Below are 16,624 nucleotides of genomic sequence, written 5' to 3' on the forward strand. Positions count from 1 at the left end.
CATCCGGCCATGACCCCAGCCACGTCCCTCGACCGCTTCGACCTCAAGATCCTCGCACACCTCGAGCGCGAGGGGCGCTGCTCGAACGTCGAGCTGGCCGACGCCGTCGGCCTCAGCCAGAGCCCGTGCCTGGTACGGACAAAACGACTGCAGGAAATCGGCGTGATTCGCGGTTATGGCGCCCACATCGCGCTGGAGAAGCTGGGCAATTGTGTGGTGGTTTTTTCCGAGGTGACGATCAGCAGCCATCGGCCTCCGGACTTCCGCAAGTTCGAGCAGGCCGTGGACCGGCACGACGAAATCGTCGAGTGGTACAACCTCAGCGGCGGTTACGACTACCTGTTGAAAATCGTAGCGCCGAACGTCGCCCATTTCCAGGCGTTGATGGAGAGCCTGCTGCAGGAAGATATCGGAATCGGAAAGTTCACGAGCCGGATTGTTTTGCGCCAGTCATCGGGCAAGCGGACGCACCCGCTCCATCTCATCGCGGCGCAGCTGGACCGGGCCTGAAGGCCACGATCCTCAACGGTCTTCAGGACAGCTTGTCCTTGAGGCGGTAGTAGGCGCCGACCAGCGGCAGGAACCAGGGAGGGCCGAAGTGGCCCGGGATGGCCGGCCAGGTGAAGTCTTTCCAGGGGTTCAGGTCGGTGCGCCCGTCCATGACCTCCGCCATGATGCTTCCCATCAGTGTCGACATCTGGGTGCCGTGGCCGCTGTAACCCATGGAGTAATAGATGCCGTTGCGCTCGCCAGCGCGTGGCAGCCGGTCACGGGTCATGTCGACCATGCCGCCCCAGCAATAGTCGATGCGCGCATCGCGGAGTTCGGGAAACACCTCGTGCAGTGCAGTGCGCAGGATGGCGCCGCTTTTTTCGTCCGAGGCCGGATCGGAGACGGCAAAGCGAGCGCGTCCCCCGAAGAGCAGCCGGTTATCGGGTGTAGTGCGGAAGTAGTTGACCAGGTTCTTGGTATCGACCGCCATCCTGCGTTTTGGCAGCAGCCGGTCCAGCGTCTCTTTCGGTAGGGATTCGGTGACGATCAGGAAGGCGCCGACCGGCACGATCCTGCGCCGGATCCATCCCAGCGGCCCGGTCTGCGAGGTTCCGCTCGCCAGGAAAACCTGCTTGGCATGGAGTCGGCCCGTTGGCGTTTCGACGATGTGGCCGCCGCCAGACGCAGGCCGCAGGGCCGTCATCGGCGAGTGCTCGTGGATTTCGGCGCCGCGCCGCGCCGCCGCTTCCGCCAGGCCGCGCACAAAGCGCCCCACATGCATGCCAGCACCCTTGCGGTAGACCAGCCCACCGTAGTAGCGGTCCGAACCGACTTCACCTGCCAGATCCGCGCGGCTCACCATATGCGTATCGGGATCCACCGTGGCGGCCAGCAACTCCTGGCTGCGCATCAGCTTGTCGTAGTGCTCGGGCTTGGCCGCCAGCTTGATCTTGCCGACGCGCGCGAAGCTGCAGTCGATGTTCTCTTCAACCACCAGGCGTTCGACCAAATCGACCCCGGCATCAAAAGCCCGGTAGAGCCGGTTGGCGACGTCCTTGCCGAGTTTGGCCGACATCATGCCGTAGTCCTGGGCGAAGCCGTTGTTGCACATGCCGCCGTTGCGGCCGGATGCCGCGTTGCCTATCGTGTCCGCTTCCAGCAGCAAGACACGCGCGCCCTTCCTGGCAAGCGCCAGCGCGGCCGAAGCACCGGTCAGGCCGCCACCGATCACCGCCACGTCGCAGCTGCCCTGCACCGGCCCCGGGGTGGCGCCCTTGAAGGGCTCCGATGTGTCCAGCCAATAGGATGTCAGTTTCATATCACCTCCGGGGTCATTGTTGTCTGCTTGAATAAGGACTGGTTCGCGAGCCCGAACATGGCTGACTCACTCATGCCGTGACCCAGACCTTGCGCACGGTTTCAAGCGTGCGCCAGGTGCCGGTGTAGCCGGGCTTCATGATGAAACAATCGCCGGCCCGGTAGGTCACCGGGGCCTGCCCGTCCTCGGTGATCTCCGCCACGCCGGAGAGGATCAGGCAGAACTCCCAGGTGTCGCCCTTGATGGAGCGGTTGACGCCCGGGGTCGATTCGAACACGCCGGCGCGGACCTTGCCGTCCTTGGCGCTGTCGACGTCCCAGCTGCGGCACACGATGTCGCCTTCGATGACACGATCGGCCGGCGGCCGGTATTCGCGCGGCTCGCCCAATTGGTCGAGCTTGAAGGTGACGAGGAGATTGTTGGGCATGGAAGTTTGGGCCGCGCTCATGCGCTGCCGTAGATGATCCAGATCTTGCGCGTGGTCTCGATGCAGCGCCACTTGCCGACGTAGTCCGGCTTCATGACAAAGTTGTCGCCGGCCTGGATGCGGATGGGTTCCTTGCCGTCTTCGATCAGCTCCGACACACCGGAGAGGATATGGCAGTACTCCCAGACACCGCCCTTGATTGAGCGGATCGTGCCCGGCGTGATTTCCCACACGCCGGTGCGCAGCTTGCCGTCGGCCGTCTGTTCCACGTCCCAGTTCGCGAAGCGTGGATTGCCCTCGAGCAGGCGCTCGGGCAAGGGGCCGCTCTCGCGGCCGGGACCCAGGTTGTCGAGTTTGAAGAAAGTGAGGTTGCTCATGGGTATCGGGTACTTTGCGATTGAATGAAGACGGCAGGCTGAAAGTCAGGCGTGTGCCGGATTACAGGCCGACCAGCGCCGGCAGCCCGTTGATGTCGCGGATTTCCACATGGCTGTAGAACTCGCTCGGCTTGGGCTCGTGGCCGCGGTTGACGAACACCTTGTTCTTGATGCCCATGTCGTGGGCCGACATCAGGTCGTAGCGTGGGCTGGAGGACACGTGCAGGATGTCGTCCGGCGAGCAGCCCAGCTGGTCGAACATGTACTCGAAGGCCTGCAGGCGCGGCTTGTAGGCGCCGGCGTCCTGCGCGGTGTACACCTTGTGGAAGGGCGCTTCGAGCTTGCGGACGTTGGCGTCGATCTGCTCGTTCATGGCGTTGGACAGGATCACCAGCGGGATCTTGTTGCCCACGCGGGTGAGCGAAAACGGCACGTCGGTGTGCGGGCCCCAGGTGGGCACCGCGTCGTAGAACTTCTGGCCGTCCTCGTCGCGGTAAGCGACCCCGTGGCGCTTGCAGGTGCGCGCCCATGCCGACTTGAGCACCTGGTCGTAAGGCTTCCAGTCGCCCATGGCCTCATCCAGCCGCAGGGCGCTGAAGTCCTTGATGAACTGCTGCATGCGCTCGGGCGGAAGCTGGTCTCCCACAATGCCGTAGGCCACCTCGTGCATGCGAAAGTAGATGAGCGTGCCGTAGCAATCGAAGGAGATGTACTTGGGTCGGAAAATCATGGTTGGCCTCGTGGATGGTGGGATGGAGAAGTAATTCAGGCGGTGCGGTGGTTCGGATAGGAGCAATCCTAGGCAGCATCCGCCGCAGTTGTTGCGGTTCTGCGCGGCGCGAACGCAGCATTCCTTCGCAGTACCGCGGCCTCCAGGCGCTTTGTGCCGTTCTTCCAGCGGCCGCGGCCGGCGCCAAGATCGTACAAGCCGCCGGCCCTTGCGCCGAGCATCATCTTCCCCAAACCGCCCTTGACGTTTTTGAAGGAAAGCCCCATGCCCGACCACGTTTCCATTCCACAGGCCGCGCTTGCGGCAGTGGGCCGTCCATTGCCCGACGGCGTAACGCTTCGCCGGCTGAAGGAGGACGACCTGGAGGCGGCGCAGGGGCTGTCACGCGAGTTCGGGTGGCCGCATCGCCTGGAAGACTGGCGCTTCAGCCTGGCGCATGGAGAGGGCGTGGCGGCGCTGCGCGACGGTGAACTGATAGGTACCGCGCTGCATTGGCCCTGGGGCAAACAGCACGCGACGGTAGGCCACGTGATGGTGTCGCCGCGCATGCAGGGCCAGCGTGTGGGCCAGCATCTCATGCATGCGGTGATGTCGGGCCTGCAAGACCGCACGGTGCTGCTGCACGCCACGGCCGAAGGTCGCGGCCTGTATGAACGCATGGGCTTCGAGATCACAGGCGAGGTCCGGCAGCACCAGGGTTCGGCCGCGCCGGCGCAACTGGTGGCCCTTGCGCCCGGCGAGCGGCTGCGCCCGCTGGGCCGCAACGACGCAAAGACACTCGTTGCCCTGGATGCCATTGCCGCCGGCATGCCGCGCGATGCGATGCTGCGCCAGCTGCTGGGCGACGGCGAGACGGTGGTGCTGGCACGCGGCGGTGAAGCCGTGGGTTTTTCCGTCGTGCGGCGCTTCGGGCGCGGCCATGCCATCGGTCCTGTCGTGGCACCCGACCTCACCAGCGCGCAGGCGCTCATCGGCCACTGGTGCAGCCGCTTTGCCGGCAAGTTCCTGCGCATCGACGTGGACGCCGCCAGCGGCCTGCCCGAATGGCTTGAAGCGCAGGGCCTGCCCCGGGTAGACACGGTCACAACCATGGTGCGCAACGGCCCGCTGGCACGAGGCCCGGCCGTCGGCGGCTGGGCGCTGGTTACCCAAGCTATGGGCTGATGGGCCACCCCCGTTCAGGCTCACTTCGTGTAGCCTGCTCCCCCCTCAGGGGGCTCACTCTGCGGCCCGGCGAAGCCGGTTCCGCGCGTGCACTTGCACAGACAGTGGCTATAACGTATCGCGGGCCGTTGCGGCTTCTGGAGAACTGAGATGACTTTCCTTTATAAAGGGCCGGCGCAGCGCGGGGCCGTGTGGGCTGAGCAGTTCGCGCGCAGGATGCCGCAGTTGCCGTTCCAGACCTGGCCCGAGATCGGGGACCCGGCGCAAGTGCGCTTTCTTGCGGCCTGGGAGCCGCCGCCGCGCATCGCCGAAGCCTTACCCAACCTGGAGGTGTTGTTCTCGGTGGGGGCCGGCGTGGACCAGTTTGATTTCGCGTCGCTGCCACCCGGGCTTACCGTGGTCAGGATGGTGGAGCCGGGACTGACGGCCTGCATGTGTGAATACGTCAGCTGGGCCGTGTTGTCGCTGCATCGGGAGATGCCGATGTACCTGCGGCAGCAAAGCCTGGGCCAATGGAAGGAGCACCCTGTGCGGCCCGCCTCCACACGGCGCGTAGGCGTGATGGGCATGGGCATGCTGGGGCGCGCGGCGCTTGTGCAGCTGCGGCTGCTCGGCTTTGACTGCACGGGCTGGAACCGCTCGCGGCGCGACGAGCCGGGCGTGCGCTGCTATAGCGGTGAAGCGGAGCTGGACGAATTCCTGGCCCGCGCCGACATCCTGGTATGCATGCTGCCGCTCACCCCCGAAACACGCGGCATTTTCGGCCGGCGCGTGTTTGACGCGCTGCCGGAAGGCGCCTGCGTGGTCAACGCGGCGCGCGGCGGCCATCTGGTGGAAGCGGACCTGCTCGCCGCGCTGGAAAGCGGGCGGCTCTCGGCCGCGGTTTTGGATGTCTGCGAGCCGGAGCCGCCCGCGCAGGGACACCCGTTCTGGAGCCATCCGCGTATCTGGCTGACACCCCACATCGCGAGCGCCACCCAGGCTGGAACCGCGGGCGAAGCGCTGCTGGACAACCTGCGGCGATATGAGGCCGGCCTGCCGCTTGAAGGCGTGGTGGACCGCTCGCGCGGGTACTGAGCCCGCCATCCCAGGCCTGGCCGAGGCCGCGAATCACGCGAATCACCCAGCCTGACCGCAGAATCTTCTACCGTACGCGTACGAACAACAGCATGGTCGTGCGCGCGCAAGGGGGGAAGCCGCAGCACCCGCTGCGCACTCGCGCCTAAGCTTGTAACCATGATGTCCACCAAAACCCTTTCCCTCGATTCGCTTGTGGCGCTTGACCGCGCGCACCTGATCCACCCTGTGGCCAACTGGCGCGGCCATGAGCGGCGCGGCGCCACGGTGTTGCGCTCCGGCAAGGGCGCCTGGCTGCGCGACGCCGACGGCCGCGAACTGCTGGATGCTTTCGCCGGCCTGTGGTGCGTCAATATCGGCTACGGCCACGAAAGCGTCGTGGAAGCCGCCGCGCACCAGATGCGCGAGCTGCCCTACGCCACGGGTTATTTCAGCTACGCCAGCGAACCGGCCATCCGCCTGGCCGCCAAGCTTGTGGAGATTTCTCCGCCCGGGCTGGAGCACGTGTACCTGACGCTGGGCGGCTCCGAGGCGGTTGATGCGGCCGTGCGCCTCATCGTGCAGTACTACAACGCCACGGGCCGGCCGAGCAAGAAGCATTTCATCGCGCTGCAGCGCGGCTACCACGGCTCTTCTTCCACCGGCGCCGGCCTGACGGCCCTGCCCGCCTTCCACCGCGGCTTCGACCTGCCGCGCCCCGACCAACACTACATTCCCTCGCCTTATCCCTACCGCAGCCCCGTGGGCGGCGATGCGCAAGCGGTGATCGCGGCTTCTGTGGCCGCGCTGCGCGAGAAGGTCAACGCGCTGGGCGCGGAGAACGTCGCAGCCTTCTTCTGCGAACCAATCCAGGGCTCGGGCGGCGTGATCGTGCCGCCCGCGGGCTGGCTCAAGGCCATGCACCAGGCCTGCCATGAGCTGGACATCCTGTTCGTGACCGACGAGGTGATCACCGGCTTCGGCCGCACCGGCCCGATGTTCGCCTGCGACGCCGAGGGCGTGTCGCCGGACCTGATGACGGTCGCCAAGGGGCTGACCTCAGGCTATGCGCCCATGGGTGCGCTGCTGATGTCCAAACGTGTGTACGCCGGCATTGCCGACGGCACGCCGGCCGGCGCCCTGGTGGGCCATGGCGCGACCTACTCGGCGCACCCGGTGAGCGCCGCCGTGGCGCTGGAAGTGATACGGCTTTACGAAGAGGGCGGCATCCTCGCCAACGGCCAGCGCGTCGCGCCCCACTTCGAGGCGGGATTGCGCTCCATGCTGCGCCATCCGCTGGTGGGCGACGCGCGTTCACGCGGGCTGCTGGGCGCGCTGGAACTGGTGAGCGACAAATACACCAAAGCCAGCTTCGACCCCGCGCTGCAGCTGCCCGACCGCATCGCCAAAGCGGCCTACGAGAACGGCCTCATCTTCCGCGCTTTCGGTGACGGTATCCTGGGCTTCGCGCCGGCTTTGTGCTTCACACCCTCGGAGTTCGAGCAGATGTTCGAGCGGCTGAACCGCACGCTGGACAGCGTGCTCGACCAGCCCGACGTGCGGCGTGCGCTGGCTTGACCTGATTGACTTGGGCTTGGAACTTGCTTAAAAGGATTAACGATGAACACCTCCACCGGCAATCCCAAGCTAGACCGCCTCGACCTGCGAATCCTGTGCCATCTGCAAAAAAACGGGCGTGCCTCTAACGTCGAGATCGCCGATGCCGTCGGCCTGTCCCCCAGCCCCTGCCTGGTGCGTGTGAAGCGGCTGGAACAAGCCGGCTATATCGGTGGCTACGGCGCGCAGATCCGCCTGGAGAAGCTGGGTGACACGCTGCTGGTGTTCACGGAGGTTACGCTGCAGGACCACAAGCGCGAGGACTTCGTCAAGTTCGAGATGAGCATCCGGCCGATCGACGAGATCGTCGAGTGCCACCTGGTCAGCGGCGGCTACGATTACCTGCTGAAGTTCGTCACACGCGGCGTGAACCACTACCAGGAGATCGTCGAAGGCTTGCTGGAGGCCAACATCGGTATCGAAAAATACTTCAGCTACATCGTGATCAAGACGCCCTTCGTCAAGAACTACTACCCGATCGAGCAGCTGATGCAATCCCACGTTTAAGCGGCGCTTAGAACGTGTTCACGGTCTAAGGGCCGCAGCTTTTGCTGCAGCCCGACCCGATTCAACATTTGCTGCTGCCCCGGCGCCCGTATGCGGTGCCATCTCCGGCGGGGCTGGCCTACGCTAACAGCATGAACCCTCCTCCCCGCATTCCGGCGCCTGCCCGCTCGGCCGCAGCGATCCAGCGTGTGCAGCGGCACATCAACGAGAACCTCAATCAGGCGCTGTCGTTGTCGGAACTGGCCGATCTCGCCGGGCTCAGCATCTGGCGTTTCGCCACCGTGTTTCGCCAGCAGGTGGGGGTTTCGCCGCATCGCTACATCTGCCGGCTCCGCCTGGCACGCGCCCAAGCCCTGATCCGGCAGGGGATGCCGGTCGCCAGTGCGGCCAGCGAGGCGGGCTTTTATGACCAAAGCCATCTCTCGCGGCATTTCAAGAACGTGTTCGGCATGACACCGGGGCAGTACCTGACGACCGCCGGCCAGCCGCGAACGGCATGCTGAGCCCCACCATGACGCAGGAAATCGCGGACCTGGTGCCCGACCTGGTCTTGCTGCGGCGCGACCTGCATGCGCACCCCGAGCTTGCCTTCAAGGAACACCGCACGGCCGGCATCGTCGCCAAGGCCTTGCTCGACCTGGGGCTGGAGGTGCATGAAGGTATCGGCGGCACGGGTGTCGTCGGTGTGCTCCGCTCCGGCAGCGGACAGCGCAGCGTGGGACTGCGTGCCGACATGGACGCGCTGCCCATTCTTGAACAAGGCGAACGGCCCTACGTCAGCCGGTTCCCCGGCGTGCACCACGGCTGCGGGCACGACGGGCACACCGCCATGCTGCTGGGCGCGGCACGCCAGCTGGCTCGCACGCGCCGCTTCGACGGCACCGTCAACTTCATCTTCCAGCCCGCCGAAGAAGGCCGGGGCGGCGCACGCGTGATGGTCCAGGAAGGGCTTTTTGAGCGCTTCCCCTGCGACACGGTCTACGCCCTGCACAACTGGCCGGAGCTGCCCGCCGGCACCGCCCAGACGCGGCAGGGCGCCATCATGGCGGCGGCGGATCGCTTTGACATCGTGGTACGGGGCCGGGGCGGCCACGCGGCCCAGCCGCATCGCACGCCCGACGCGGTGCTTGCCGCGAGCGAGCTGGTCAGCCAGCTGCACACCATCACGTCGCGCCGCATTCCGCCCACCGAGAATGCGGTGCTCTCGGTCACGCGCATCAGCGGCGGCCAGTCGCACAACGTGCTGCCCTCCGCGGTCGAGCTGACGGGTACGGTGCGCAGCTTCGACGCCGGCGTCCAGGACACCATCGAAGCGGCCATCCGGCAGATCGCGCAGGGCGTGGCCCAGGCCACGGGCACCACGATCGAAGTGGAGTACGTGCGCTACTACCCGGCCACCATCAACACGCCGCAAGAGGCATCGCTGGCCCTGCGCGCCGCAGAAGCCGCGGGCCTGCGGGCTTCGGTGGCGCCCTCGGCGGCGTTCACGTCAGAGGATTTCGCATTCATGCTGAAAGCCAGGCCCGGCGCCTACCTGTGGCTGGGCCAGGGCGCCGGCCCAGGGCGCGAAGACACCCCCTCATTGCACCATCCCAGCTACGACTTCAACGACGAGGTATTGCCATTGGGCGTCAGCTGGTTTGTTCAGGTGGCGAGCCTCGTGCTCGCAGGCTGACTCGGTGTTGAGTTGCGTTGCTACTTGACCCAATGTAATGGCGATTAGCGCTCACAAGCACTGTGACTGTCATTCGACGGTCACGCTCTTTGCAAGATTTCGAGGTTTATCAACATCCGTCCCGCGCGCCACAGCCGTGTGATACGCCAGCAGCTGCAGCGGCACCACGTGCAGCAGTGGGCTCAACGCGCCGTAGTGTTCGGGCATGCGGATGACGTGCAGGCCTTCGCCGCTCTCGATGTGGCTGTCTGCGTCTGCCAATACATAGAGAACGCCGCCGCGGGCGCGGACTTCCTGCATGTTGCTTTTGAGTTTTTCGAGCAGCGTGTCGTTGGGCGCGACGCAGACGACTGGCATTTCGCTGGTGACCAACGCCAGGGGGCCGTGTTTGAGTTCACCTGCGGGGTAGGCCTCGGCGTGGATGTAGCTGATTTCCTTGAGCTTGAGTGCGCCTTCAAGTGCGATGGGGTAATGCAGCCCGCGGCCGAGGAAGAGCGCGTTTTCCATCTTGGCGAAGTCTTCGGCCCAGCTGATGACTTGCGGCTCCAGCGCCAGCACGGCCTGCAGGGCGGCGGGCAGGTGGCGCATGGCTTTGAGGTGGCCGGCCTCTTCTTCGTCGCTGAGCTTGCCTTTGCTTTGGGCCAGGGCCAGCGTGAGCAGGAAGAGACCTGCCAGTTGCGTGGTGAAGGCCTTGGTGGAAGCCACTCCAATTTCCACACCCGCACGGGTGATGTAGGCGAGCTTGCACTCGCGCACCATGGCGGACGTTGACACATTGCAGATGGTGAGGGTTTGCGTCATGCCCAGGCTTTGCGCGTGGCGCAGTGCGGCCAGCGTGTCGGCTGTTTCGCCGCTCTGGGTGATGGTGACGACGAGTGATTTCGGGTTGGGTACCGATGTGCGGTAGCGGTATTCGCTGGCCACTTCGACTTGTGTGGGGATGCCGGCTATCGACTCGAGCCAGTACTTGGCCGCACAGCCGCTGTAGTAGCTGGTGCCGCACGCCAGGATGAGCACCGAGTCGATGTCCTTGAACACGCGGTAAGCCTCGTCGCCGAACAGCTCAGGCACGATGCCTTCCACACCTTCGAGCGTGTCGGCAATGGCGCGCGGCTGCTCAAAAATTTCTTTTTGCATGTAGTGGCGATACGGGCCCAGCTCTGCGGCACCGCTGTGGGCGTGCACGGTTTTGACTTCGCGCTGGACCGCCTTGCCTTCTTTGTTGAGCACCCAGTATTTGCCGAGCTGGATGTCGACCATGTCGCCTTCTTCGAGGTAGACGATCTGGTCCGTCACGCCGGCCAGGGCCATGGCGTCGCTGGCCAGGAAGTTTTCGGTCTTGTCCTTGCCCACGCCCAGGATCAGCGGCGAGCCGGCGCGCGCGCCGACGACGCGGTGCGGCTCGTCCTTGCAGAAGGCCGCAATCGCATACGCGCCGTGCAGTTGCGCGACGGTGGCCTTGAGGGCTTCGAACAAATCGCCGTCGTACAGGCTGTCCATCAAATGCACGATGACTTCGGTGTCGGTCTGGCTGTCGAAGACATAGCCCTTGGCCTTGAGGCCGGTGCGCAGCTCTTCGTAGTTTTCGATGATGCCGTTGTGCACCAACGCGACCTTGCCTGCGCGCGCCGTGGCGCCCGCGCCGCTGCCGTGGCTGAAATGGGGGTGGGCGTTGTGCACTGCGGGCGCGCCGTGGGTGGCCCAGCGGGTGTGCGCAATGCCGGTGCCACCTTCGAGTTTGTCAGCGCTCACCTGCTCCTGCAGTTCGGCCACACGCGAGGTGCTGCGAGCGCGCTTCAGGCCGCCGGCGTACACGGCGACGCCGCAGGAGTCATAACCGCGGTATTCGAGGCGCTGCAAACCCTGCACCAGGATGGGAACGATATTTCGGGTCGAAACGGAAGCAACAATGCCGCACATGAAGGTCTCCTGAAGATCAATGCGGTGATGCTACGTACTTACAGTTTTCCAATGTGATCTATTTTTTCATTTCAATGAAATTAAATTTCATTCATTACAATGAATAGAATTAAATTTCATTTATATTACATTAATGGAACAAATACTCGTTGATGACATCGACGTAAAGCTACTGAACAGCCTGCAAACCGATGCATCGCTGAGCAATCAGGCGCTGGCCGAACGCGTCCATATCTCGCCGCCGACCTGCTTGCGCCGCGTGAAACGCCTGCGCGATGCCGGGCTGGTGGAACGTGAAATCGCGCTGCTCAGCCCCGACAAACTGGCCGCCCTCACCGGCCACGGGCTGACGGCCCTGGTCGAAATCACGCTGGATCGTCAAGGCACCGAGCAGCAGGAGGCGTTTGAGGCGCGGGTGGTGCAGGACGAAGCAGTGCAGCAGTGCTACCGCGTCTCACCGGGGCCGGACTTCATGCTGGTGGTGCATGTGGCCGACATGCCGCGCTACCTGGCGCTGGCGCAACGGCTTTTCACCAGCGACGCGAATGTGCGCAACGTGAAGGCTTTTTTCAGCACCAAACGCGCAAAATTTGAACCAAAAGTGCTTCTGACCCAATAAGAATCAGCGCGAGCAGCTATCAAAACAATAGCACATCAGCGACTCCGTCAGCACCCACCACCCGCCGCAAGACCTTATGGGGCCGGTCCGGGGCCTTGCCGGGTTTGCCTGAGCAGCACCCACGCCATCAGCCCCAGCGCCAGCGCGCCCGCCAGCAAGACGCCCCACAACACCAGGCTGCGTGTGGGCATGCCCTGGCTGGGGGGCTGCGCCGCCACCAGCGGGCCGGCCGCACCGGCACTGCCACCGGTGACGTCTGCTTTGGACACGTCGGCCTGGGCGACAGGCAAGGCGTTTTCCTGTTGCGCCTTATAGCCAGGAATCAGGCTGGCCATGGGCAGAAAAGCGCCTGCTGCGCCCGTTGCGCTGGCCAGGCCCGCAGCCAGGGTGAAAGGGCCCTGCCCGCTGGCCAGAAAGATGAGTTGCGCCGGTTCAAACTGCAGGACGATTTCAGGCGCGGCGGCAAACCCCGGCGTTTTGAGGTCGGCTTCGATCTTCATTTCGCGCACTGATGAGCCCTGCAATTCGACCGGCCCGCTGGTTTGCTCTTTACCTGCGGTTGTCATCCGGTAGACCACGGCGCTGGCCAGCAAAGCCCAGGGCTGGTTGCGGTCATTACGGCCCAGCACGCGGATGGGCACCAGCACATTGCTGCCTTGCGGCGTGATCTTTAAAGCGGCAACAGGCGTGGCAAAGGGCAACGCAAAAGTCAGCTCATGGGGATTCGTCAGCACCGGCGTGGTCATGGTGGCGCCCAAACGCTGGCGCAGGGCCGTGCTGCGGGACGTGACCAGCGTGGCGCCGCGCAGGGTGACGGCGGCGTCGCCCCAGGTGATGCGCAGGTACTGGTCTTTCAAATCCGCCATGGAAAGCGCAAGGCTGTTGTCGCCCAGGCTCGCGGCTTTGGCAGAAGCATCGGCGCGGTACAGCACGGTGTCGGCCAGGGGCCGCCAGTTCTTCAGGTCCTTGCTGGCCTGCACATTAAAGCTGACGGGCTGGCCGACCGGCAGGTCGGCGTCCAGCGTCATGCGGGCGGCAGGCGCATTGACGCTGCGTGTGTCGAGCAGCGCGCCCAGCACTTTTTGCGATGAAGCTGCACCCGCGGTGTTTGCGCCGCTGCCCGTGTTGAGCTGCACCACGCGCCGGCCCTGCCGCTCTTCAATGCGCAGCGACAGGCCTTCCAGGCCGGCAGCGCCTGCGGCACCCAGAATGGGGTACGCCGTGAGCTTGACCTGCTGCTCCTGCGTCGCCGTTTCCGCGGCAACATTGGCCAGCGCCATGGGCACCGGCTGACCCGCCGCGTTGAAGAGGCGCAGGTCGCCATAACCGGCACTTTGCAGCCGCACCAGGGCCTCGGCAGGCACCAGCAGCCGCTGCAGCGGCGCGTCGGGCGCCAGCGTGACGGGTATGCGAACGGCATACGATTTGGCGCTGCCGGCATCCGCGGCGTCGGCGGCCTGCACCAGCAGCGGGGTTGCGAGTCCGGCGGACAGCGCCAGCGTTAAAAAGCGTTGGTTGATTTTCATGACTGGGCTTCTTTCAGGTCACCCGCACCCGCGGGCAAGAGATCTTCCGAAGTGGCAGCAACAGCGGCCTTGGGCGGCAGCGGCGCAAAGTAGCCCACCACCAGCATCAGCACACCCACCACGATGAACGCGATGATGCGCTCCGCACCGCCGGCGTTCGACAGGTCAATCAACAGCAGCTTGACGACCACCAGGCCCAGCAGGCCTGCGCCCACCAGCCACAGCGGCCGCTGCACGCGCCGGTGCGCCAGCACCATCAGGCTCAGGGCCAGCAGCGTCCACAAAATGGCGTAACCGGTTTGCACCACGAAGCTGCCGAACAGCGCGTCGGCATCCCAGCGCACGCCGAAGAAATGGTGGGCGATGCGCAGCCACACGGTATTGACGGCGACAAACACCAGCAAGGCCAAAGCCACCAGCGCATTGCGGCCGGTGACCCACCCCGCATTGCCCGGCGGCGGCGCGGCCGTCACCAGCACGCGGCGCCAGAACACCAGGCTGCCCAGCGCAAGCGCGAGCGTCAGGTCGGTCGGGTTGAGCAGCGGGATGTAAGGCAGGGGCGCGGTACGGCCCGAGGAAGTGACGGCGGCAGCGAGAGCCCCCCAGAACACCAGCACCGCCAGCGGCAAGGCTGCATACCAGTAGTAAGCCTGGGCATGCGGATTGAGAGGCCACTTCGCGCCCTGTCGCAGGGCCGCGCTGTTGGCCCGCCCCGCCCAGACCGCCAGCAGCATCAGCACCGCGATGGCGCTGACCAGCAGGACCACGCCGGCCCACGAAGTGCGCCAAAGCTCGGCCTTGCCGATACCCGACCACAGGCAGTCTGCAAGGAGGAAGGTCACCAGCCATGCGCTTGCGGCGTGCAGGAAACCATAGGGCGACTGAGAGGCGCCAGTGGACGTAGCCTGCGCCAACGCCTGGCGGTCCGTCTGCCGCAGCATCCAGTAATGCAGCACCAGCACCGCCGGCCACACGGCCCACGCCGGCGTAGCGAGCACGCGGTAGCCTTGACCGGCCTGCGCCACATAACCCAGCGCCAGCACACCCACGGTGATGCGCGCGGGCCAGGTCGCCACCGCCCATTGCTTCTTCAGGCCCAGCACCATCGACAAGGCCGCGCTGGCCACCACTGCCAGCATCATCAGCAGGCCGGTGGTGCGGTCGCTAAAGGCCTGCCGGGGAAAGGCATCGGCCTCCAGCGCCGGCACACGGCGGTTGATTTCCAGCAACCAGGCCAGGCACCAAAAGAAAAAACCGTAGAGGTAAACAGGAACACTGAGCTGCGACTCCACACCGGCATAGGCCTTGGCCCACGAAGACTCGCTGTGCGGCAGGGGCCGGCGCAGCCACCAGGCCAGCTGCAGCGCCGGCAGCGCGATCAGCATGGCGCCGATAAAGGCCGGGTTGCCGAACGGAATGGCCGATACGGGGTTGCCCAACGCGCCTGCGTCATCAAGCCCACCCAAAAACGCCATGGCGGCCACGCCCTGCAGCAGCAAGCCGAAAGCGCGCGGCATCCAGCGCGCCTGCCGCATGCCGACCCAGAACGCGCCCGCGCCTTCGAGCGCCCAGACAGCCGAGGTCCACTTTGCATCAAGCGCCAGCGGCACCGCCAGCGTGGCAAAACCCACACCCACTGCAATAAAGCATTCAATCAGCAGGCGGTAGCTGGACAGCGCCCGGCCCACCAGCACCATCGCCGTCACCAGGTACAGCGCGGCAAAGCCCAGCGCCGAAAAGGCCGTGCCCAGTTCCATGGTGCGCACCAGCCCGGCCTGAAGGCCGAAACCCACCAGCGGCGTGCCGAACACCAGCATGGTGTCGACGGCGTTGCCGAGCTTCGTGGGCGTGTTGCGCGCATAGAGGATGGCGGCGAAAAGATAGATCAGTACAAAGCCGATAAGGAAGGGCTGGGTGCTGGCGTAATGCTCTGGCGTGTACTTGAGCACGCCCCAGGCAGTGGCCACGCCGAAGGTGGCGATAAAGCCCACCACGTTCAGGATGCGCCATGAGCGCTTCCAGGCAATGAACAGGATGGCCAGGTTCAGCACTGAGTAATAGCTGAAGAGACCCACATGGCTGCCCTGCCCTGTCGACAGCAGAATCGGCACGGCAAAACCGCCGGCGAAGGCCGCCACCGCCAGCGCACGCGAGTTTTGCAGCAATGCCAGCGCACAGCTCAGCGCGCACACCACAATCATCAAACCAAAGGCAGGCAGTGGCTCCAGCAGGCCGTACATGCGGAAGGCCGCAAACACCGTGAGGTACATCACCGCCACGCCGGCGCCCTGCAGAGCGAGTGCAAAGCCGGGCTTTTCCGTGCGCTTGCGAAAACCCACGGCCAGCAGCGCGATCGCCGCGGCAGCGATGGCCGTCAGGCGAAACTCCACCGGGAAGAGCCCGGCCGATGCCGCGTAGCGCGCCAGGAACGACAGGCCAATAAACAAAATGACCAGCCCGACCCGCACGATGGTGTTGCCGCCCAGGAACCAGTTTTTGCCGGCAATCAGGGCCAGCTCGATGGCATTGGGCTGGGCCGGTGTGTATGTCGGCCGGCTGGCGGGGGCGGCCTGACCGCGCGGCAGGCCGTTCGGGGCCAGGTCTTCTTGCAGGGATGCCTCTTCATTGCTGACGGCACTGAGAGCGCTGGCGGCCGCTGGCGCCATGGTTTGCGGCGCAGCAGGTGCACGTGCAGGAAGCTGGGCAACGGGCGAAGGAGCGGCGTTTTCAAACTCCCTGAAACCGCCGTCATCCTCCGTGGCCTGGATGCTGCCGCGCGGCATGGCAGGCGGATGCTGTGCCGATGCGGTCGCCGCCCTCACCTGCGGCGCATGCTTTTTGTGTGCAGCCTCGACTTCGGCTCGCACGGCCCAACGCAAGGAGAGGCCGGCGAACAAACCGAGGAAGCCCCCCAGAAAAACACCGAAATCGCCATAGCCCGGCCAGAACCAGCCCAGCACGGCACCCCAAACAATGCTCCAGATAATCATGACCCCGGCCTCCCTGTTGTTTTCCGTGCTGCGATGTCGCGCGCCAGCCTGCGGAATGGGCTGATGGTACTTGATGGGCCCACTCGTGAGCACCGGCGGCGCGGTGCCGGGCAAGCCGGCAGAAAAGCCCCTATGCAACCCTCATTGATTTAGAAAGAAACCGGCTGAAATCCAATCAGGACAAGCGCAAGCAGCTATCAAATAAG

16 protein-coding genes are annotated in these 16,624 nt (G+C 65.1%); 8 read left to right on the plus strand and 8 right to left on the minus strand.

Going from position 1 to position 16,624, the window contains the following annotated elements; genetic code table 11:
* Window positions 1–9: 9 nt before the first annotated feature.
* The gene (locus AC1DY9_RS19810; protein WP_477667419.1) at window positions 10–510 is read left to right on the plus strand and encodes an Lrp/AsnC family transcriptional regulator; all 501 of its coding nucleotides are present in this window, start codon (window positions 10–12) and stop codon (window positions 508–510) included.
* 22 nt (window positions 511–532) lie between these two features.
* Here the strand turns inward: AC1DY9_RS19810 and AC1DY9_RS19815 are convergent, their stop codons facing one another.
* The 5 genes from AC1DY9_RS19815 to AC1DY9_RS19835 all read right to left on the minus strand — a co-directional run bounded on the left by AC1DY9_RS19815 (window position 533) and on the right by AC1DY9_RS19835 (window position 3,610).
* Window positions 533–1,810: an NAD(P)/FAD-dependent oxidoreductase gene (locus AC1DY9_RS19815; RefSeq protein WP_457282501.1), complete on the minus strand. Its 1,278-nt coding sequence runs from the start codon at window positions 1,808–1,810 to the stop codon at window positions 533–535.
* Window positions 1,811–1,880: 70 nt separating this feature from the next.
* Complete coding sequence (locus AC1DY9_RS19820; protein WP_457282500.1) at window positions 1,881–2,258, minus strand: cupin domain-containing protein; 378 nt, start codon at window positions 2,256–2,258, stop codon at window positions 1,881–1,883.
* Complete coding sequence (locus AC1DY9_RS19825) at window positions 2,255–2,614, minus strand: cupin domain-containing protein (protein ID WP_457282499.1); 360 nt, start codon at window positions 2,612–2,614, stop codon at window positions 2,255–2,257. The genes AC1DY9_RS19820 and AC1DY9_RS19825 overlap by 4 nt, the downstream gene beginning before the upstream one ends.
* Window positions 2,615–2,675: 61 nt before the next feature.
* Window positions 2,676–3,344 (minus strand): haloacid dehalogenase type II, encoded by a 669-nt coding sequence (locus AC1DY9_RS19830; RefSeq protein ID WP_431095011.1) that lies wholly within the window; start codon window positions 3,342–3,344, stop codon window positions 2,676–2,678.
* Window positions 3,345–3,412: 68 nt separating this feature from the next.
* Window positions 3,413–3,610 carry a hypothetical protein gene (locus AC1DY9_RS19835; RefSeq protein WP_457282498.1) on the minus strand — a complete coding sequence of 66 codons (198 nt, stop codon included), beginning with the start codon at window positions 3,608–3,610 and terminating at the stop codon, window positions 3,413–3,415.
* On the opposite strand from AC1DY9_RS19835, the gene AC1DY9_RS19840 reads away from it, so the two are divergent.
* From AC1DY9_RS19840 to AC1DY9_RS19865, 6 genes are all read left to right on the plus strand, one after another.
* Complete coding sequence (locus AC1DY9_RS19840; RefSeq protein WP_457282497.1) at window positions 3,609–4,508, plus strand: GNAT family N-acetyltransferase; 900 nt, start codon at window positions 3,609–3,611, stop codon at window positions 4,506–4,508. The two genes, AC1DY9_RS19835 and AC1DY9_RS19840, sit on opposite strands and share 2 nt — an antisense overlap.
* Before the next feature lie 150 nt (window positions 4,509–4,658).
* A complete protein-coding gene (locus AC1DY9_RS19845; RefSeq protein ID WP_477667420.1) occupies window positions 4,659–5,585 on the plus strand; it encodes a 2-hydroxyacid dehydrogenase in 927 nt (308 codons plus the stop codon).
* Between the two features lie 159 nt (window positions 5,586–5,744).
* Window positions 5,745–7,142: an aminotransferase class III-fold pyridoxal phosphate-dependent enzyme gene (locus AC1DY9_RS19850; protein WP_477667421.1), complete on the plus strand. Its 1,398-nt coding sequence runs from the start codon at window positions 5,745–5,747 to the stop codon at window positions 7,140–7,142.
* Between the two features lie 42 nt (window positions 7,143–7,184).
* The gene (locus tag AC1DY9_RS19855; protein ID WP_477667422.1) at window positions 7,185–7,688 is read left to right on the plus strand and encodes an Lrp/AsnC family transcriptional regulator; all 504 of its coding nucleotides are present in this window, start codon (window positions 7,185–7,187) and stop codon (window positions 7,686–7,688) included.
* A 131-nt stretch (window positions 7,689–7,819) separates the two neighbouring features.
* A complete protein-coding gene (locus tag AC1DY9_RS19860) occupies window positions 7,820–8,191 on the plus strand; it encodes a helix-turn-helix domain-containing protein (RefSeq protein WP_477667423.1) in 372 nt (123 codons plus the stop codon).
* On the plus strand, window positions 8,185–9,363 hold the full coding sequence (locus tag AC1DY9_RS19865; protein ID WP_477667424.1) for a M20 aminoacylase family protein: 1,179 nt from the start codon (window positions 8,185–8,187) through the stop codon (window positions 9,361–9,363). Before AC1DY9_RS19860 ends, AC1DY9_RS19865 begins: the two co-directional genes overlap by 7 nt.
* Before the next feature lie 69 nt (window positions 9,364–9,432).
* On the opposite strand, the gene glmS is transcribed toward AC1DY9_RS19865, so the two are convergent.
* A complete protein-coding gene (glmS, locus tag AC1DY9_RS19870) occupies window positions 9,433–11,283 on the minus strand; it encodes a glutamine--fructose-6-phosphate transaminase (isomerizing) (RefSeq protein ID WP_477667425.1) in 1,851 nt (616 codons plus the stop codon).
* A gap of 133 nt (window positions 11,284–11,416) precedes the next feature.
* Here glmS and AC1DY9_RS19875 point away from each other — a divergent pair, with 133 nt between their 5' ends.
* A complete protein-coding gene (locus AC1DY9_RS19875) occupies window positions 11,417–11,902 on the plus strand; it encodes an Lrp/AsnC family transcriptional regulator (protein WP_457282490.1) in 486 nt (161 codons plus the stop codon).
* Window positions 11,903–11,976: 74 nt separating this feature from the next.
* Here the strand turns inward: AC1DY9_RS19875 and AC1DY9_RS19880 are convergent, their stop codons facing one another.
* Both AC1DY9_RS19880 and AC1DY9_RS19885 read right to left on the minus strand, forming a co-directional pair.
* Complete coding sequence (locus AC1DY9_RS19880; protein WP_477667426.1) at window positions 11,977–13,428, minus strand: DUF3999 domain-containing protein; 1,452 nt, start codon at window positions 13,426–13,428, stop codon at window positions 11,977–11,979.
* The gene (locus AC1DY9_RS19885) at window positions 13,425–16,418 is read right to left on the minus strand and encodes a DUF2339 domain-containing protein (RefSeq protein WP_477667427.1); all 2,994 of its coding nucleotides are present in this window, start codon (window positions 16,416–16,418) and stop codon (window positions 13,425–13,427) included. The genes AC1DY9_RS19880 and AC1DY9_RS19885 overlap by 4 nt, the downstream gene beginning before the upstream one ends.
* Between the last annotated feature and the right edge of the window lie 206 nt (window positions 16,419–16,624).

Source organism: Polaromonas sp. P1_F6 (assembly GCF_056405695.1).

Excerpts from the sequence above, each read along its gene's own strand:
- AC1DY9_RS19825 (WP_457282499.1), bottom strand. The coding sequence starts at position 2,614 with ATGAGCAACCTCACTTTCTTCAAACTCGACAACCTGGGTCCCGGCCGC.
- AC1DY9_RS19855 (WP_477667422.1), top strand. The coding sequence starts at position 7,185 with ATGAACACCTCCACCGGCAATCCCAAGCTAGACCGCCTCGACCTGCGA.
- AC1DY9_RS19850 (WP_477667421.1), top strand. The coding sequence starts at position 5,745 with ATGATGTCCACCAAAACCCTTTCCCTCGATTCGCTTGTGGCGCTTGAC.
- glmS (WP_477667425.1), bottom strand. The coding sequence starts at position 11,283 with ATGTGCGGCATTGTTGCTTCCGTTTCGACCCGAAATATCGTTCCCATC.
- AC1DY9_RS19885 (WP_477667427.1), bottom strand. The coding sequence starts at position 16,418 with ATGATTATCTGGAGCATTGTTTGGGGTGCCGTGCTGGGCTGGTTCTGG.
- AC1DY9_RS19820 (WP_457282500.1), bottom strand. The coding sequence starts at position 2,258 with ATGAGCGCGGCCCAAACTTCCATGCCCAACAATCTCCTCGTCACCTTC.
- AC1DY9_RS19845 (WP_477667420.1), top strand. The coding sequence starts at position 4,659 with ATGACTTTCCTTTATAAAGGGCCGGCGCAGCGCGGGGCCGTGTGGGCT.
- AC1DY9_RS19840 (WP_457282497.1), top strand. The coding sequence starts at position 3,609 with ATGCCCGACCACGTTTCCATTCCACAGGCCGCGCTTGCGGCAGTGGGC.
- AC1DY9_RS19810 (WP_477667419.1), top strand. The coding sequence starts at position 10 with ATGACCCCAGCCACGTCCCTCGACCGCTTCGACCTCAAGATCCTCGCA.
- AC1DY9_RS19880 (WP_477667426.1), bottom strand. The coding sequence starts at position 13,428 with ATGAAAATCAACCAACGCTTTTTAACGCTGGCGCTGTCCGCCGGACTC.
- AC1DY9_RS19835 (WP_457282498.1), bottom strand. The coding sequence starts at position 3,610 with ATGGGGCTTTCCTTCAAAAACGTCAAGGGCGGTTTGGGGAAGATGATG.
- AC1DY9_RS19860 (WP_477667423.1), top strand. The coding sequence starts at position 7,820 with ATGAACCCTCCTCCCCGCATTCCGGCGCCTGCCCGCTCGGCCGCAGCG.
- AC1DY9_RS19865 (WP_477667424.1), top strand. The coding sequence starts at position 8,185 with ATGCTGAGCCCCACCATGACGCAGGAAATCGCGGACCTGGTGCCCGAC.
- AC1DY9_RS19830 (WP_431095011.1), bottom strand. The coding sequence starts at position 3,344 with ATGATTTTCCGACCCAAGTACATCTCCTTCGATTGCTACGGCACGCTC.
- AC1DY9_RS19875 (WP_457282490.1), top strand. The coding sequence starts at position 11,417 with ATGGAACAAATACTCGTTGATGACATCGACGTAAAGCTACTGAACAGC.
- AC1DY9_RS19815 (WP_457282501.1), bottom strand. The coding sequence starts at position 1,810 with ATGAAACTGACATCCTATTGGCTGGACACATCGGAGCCCTTCAAGGGC.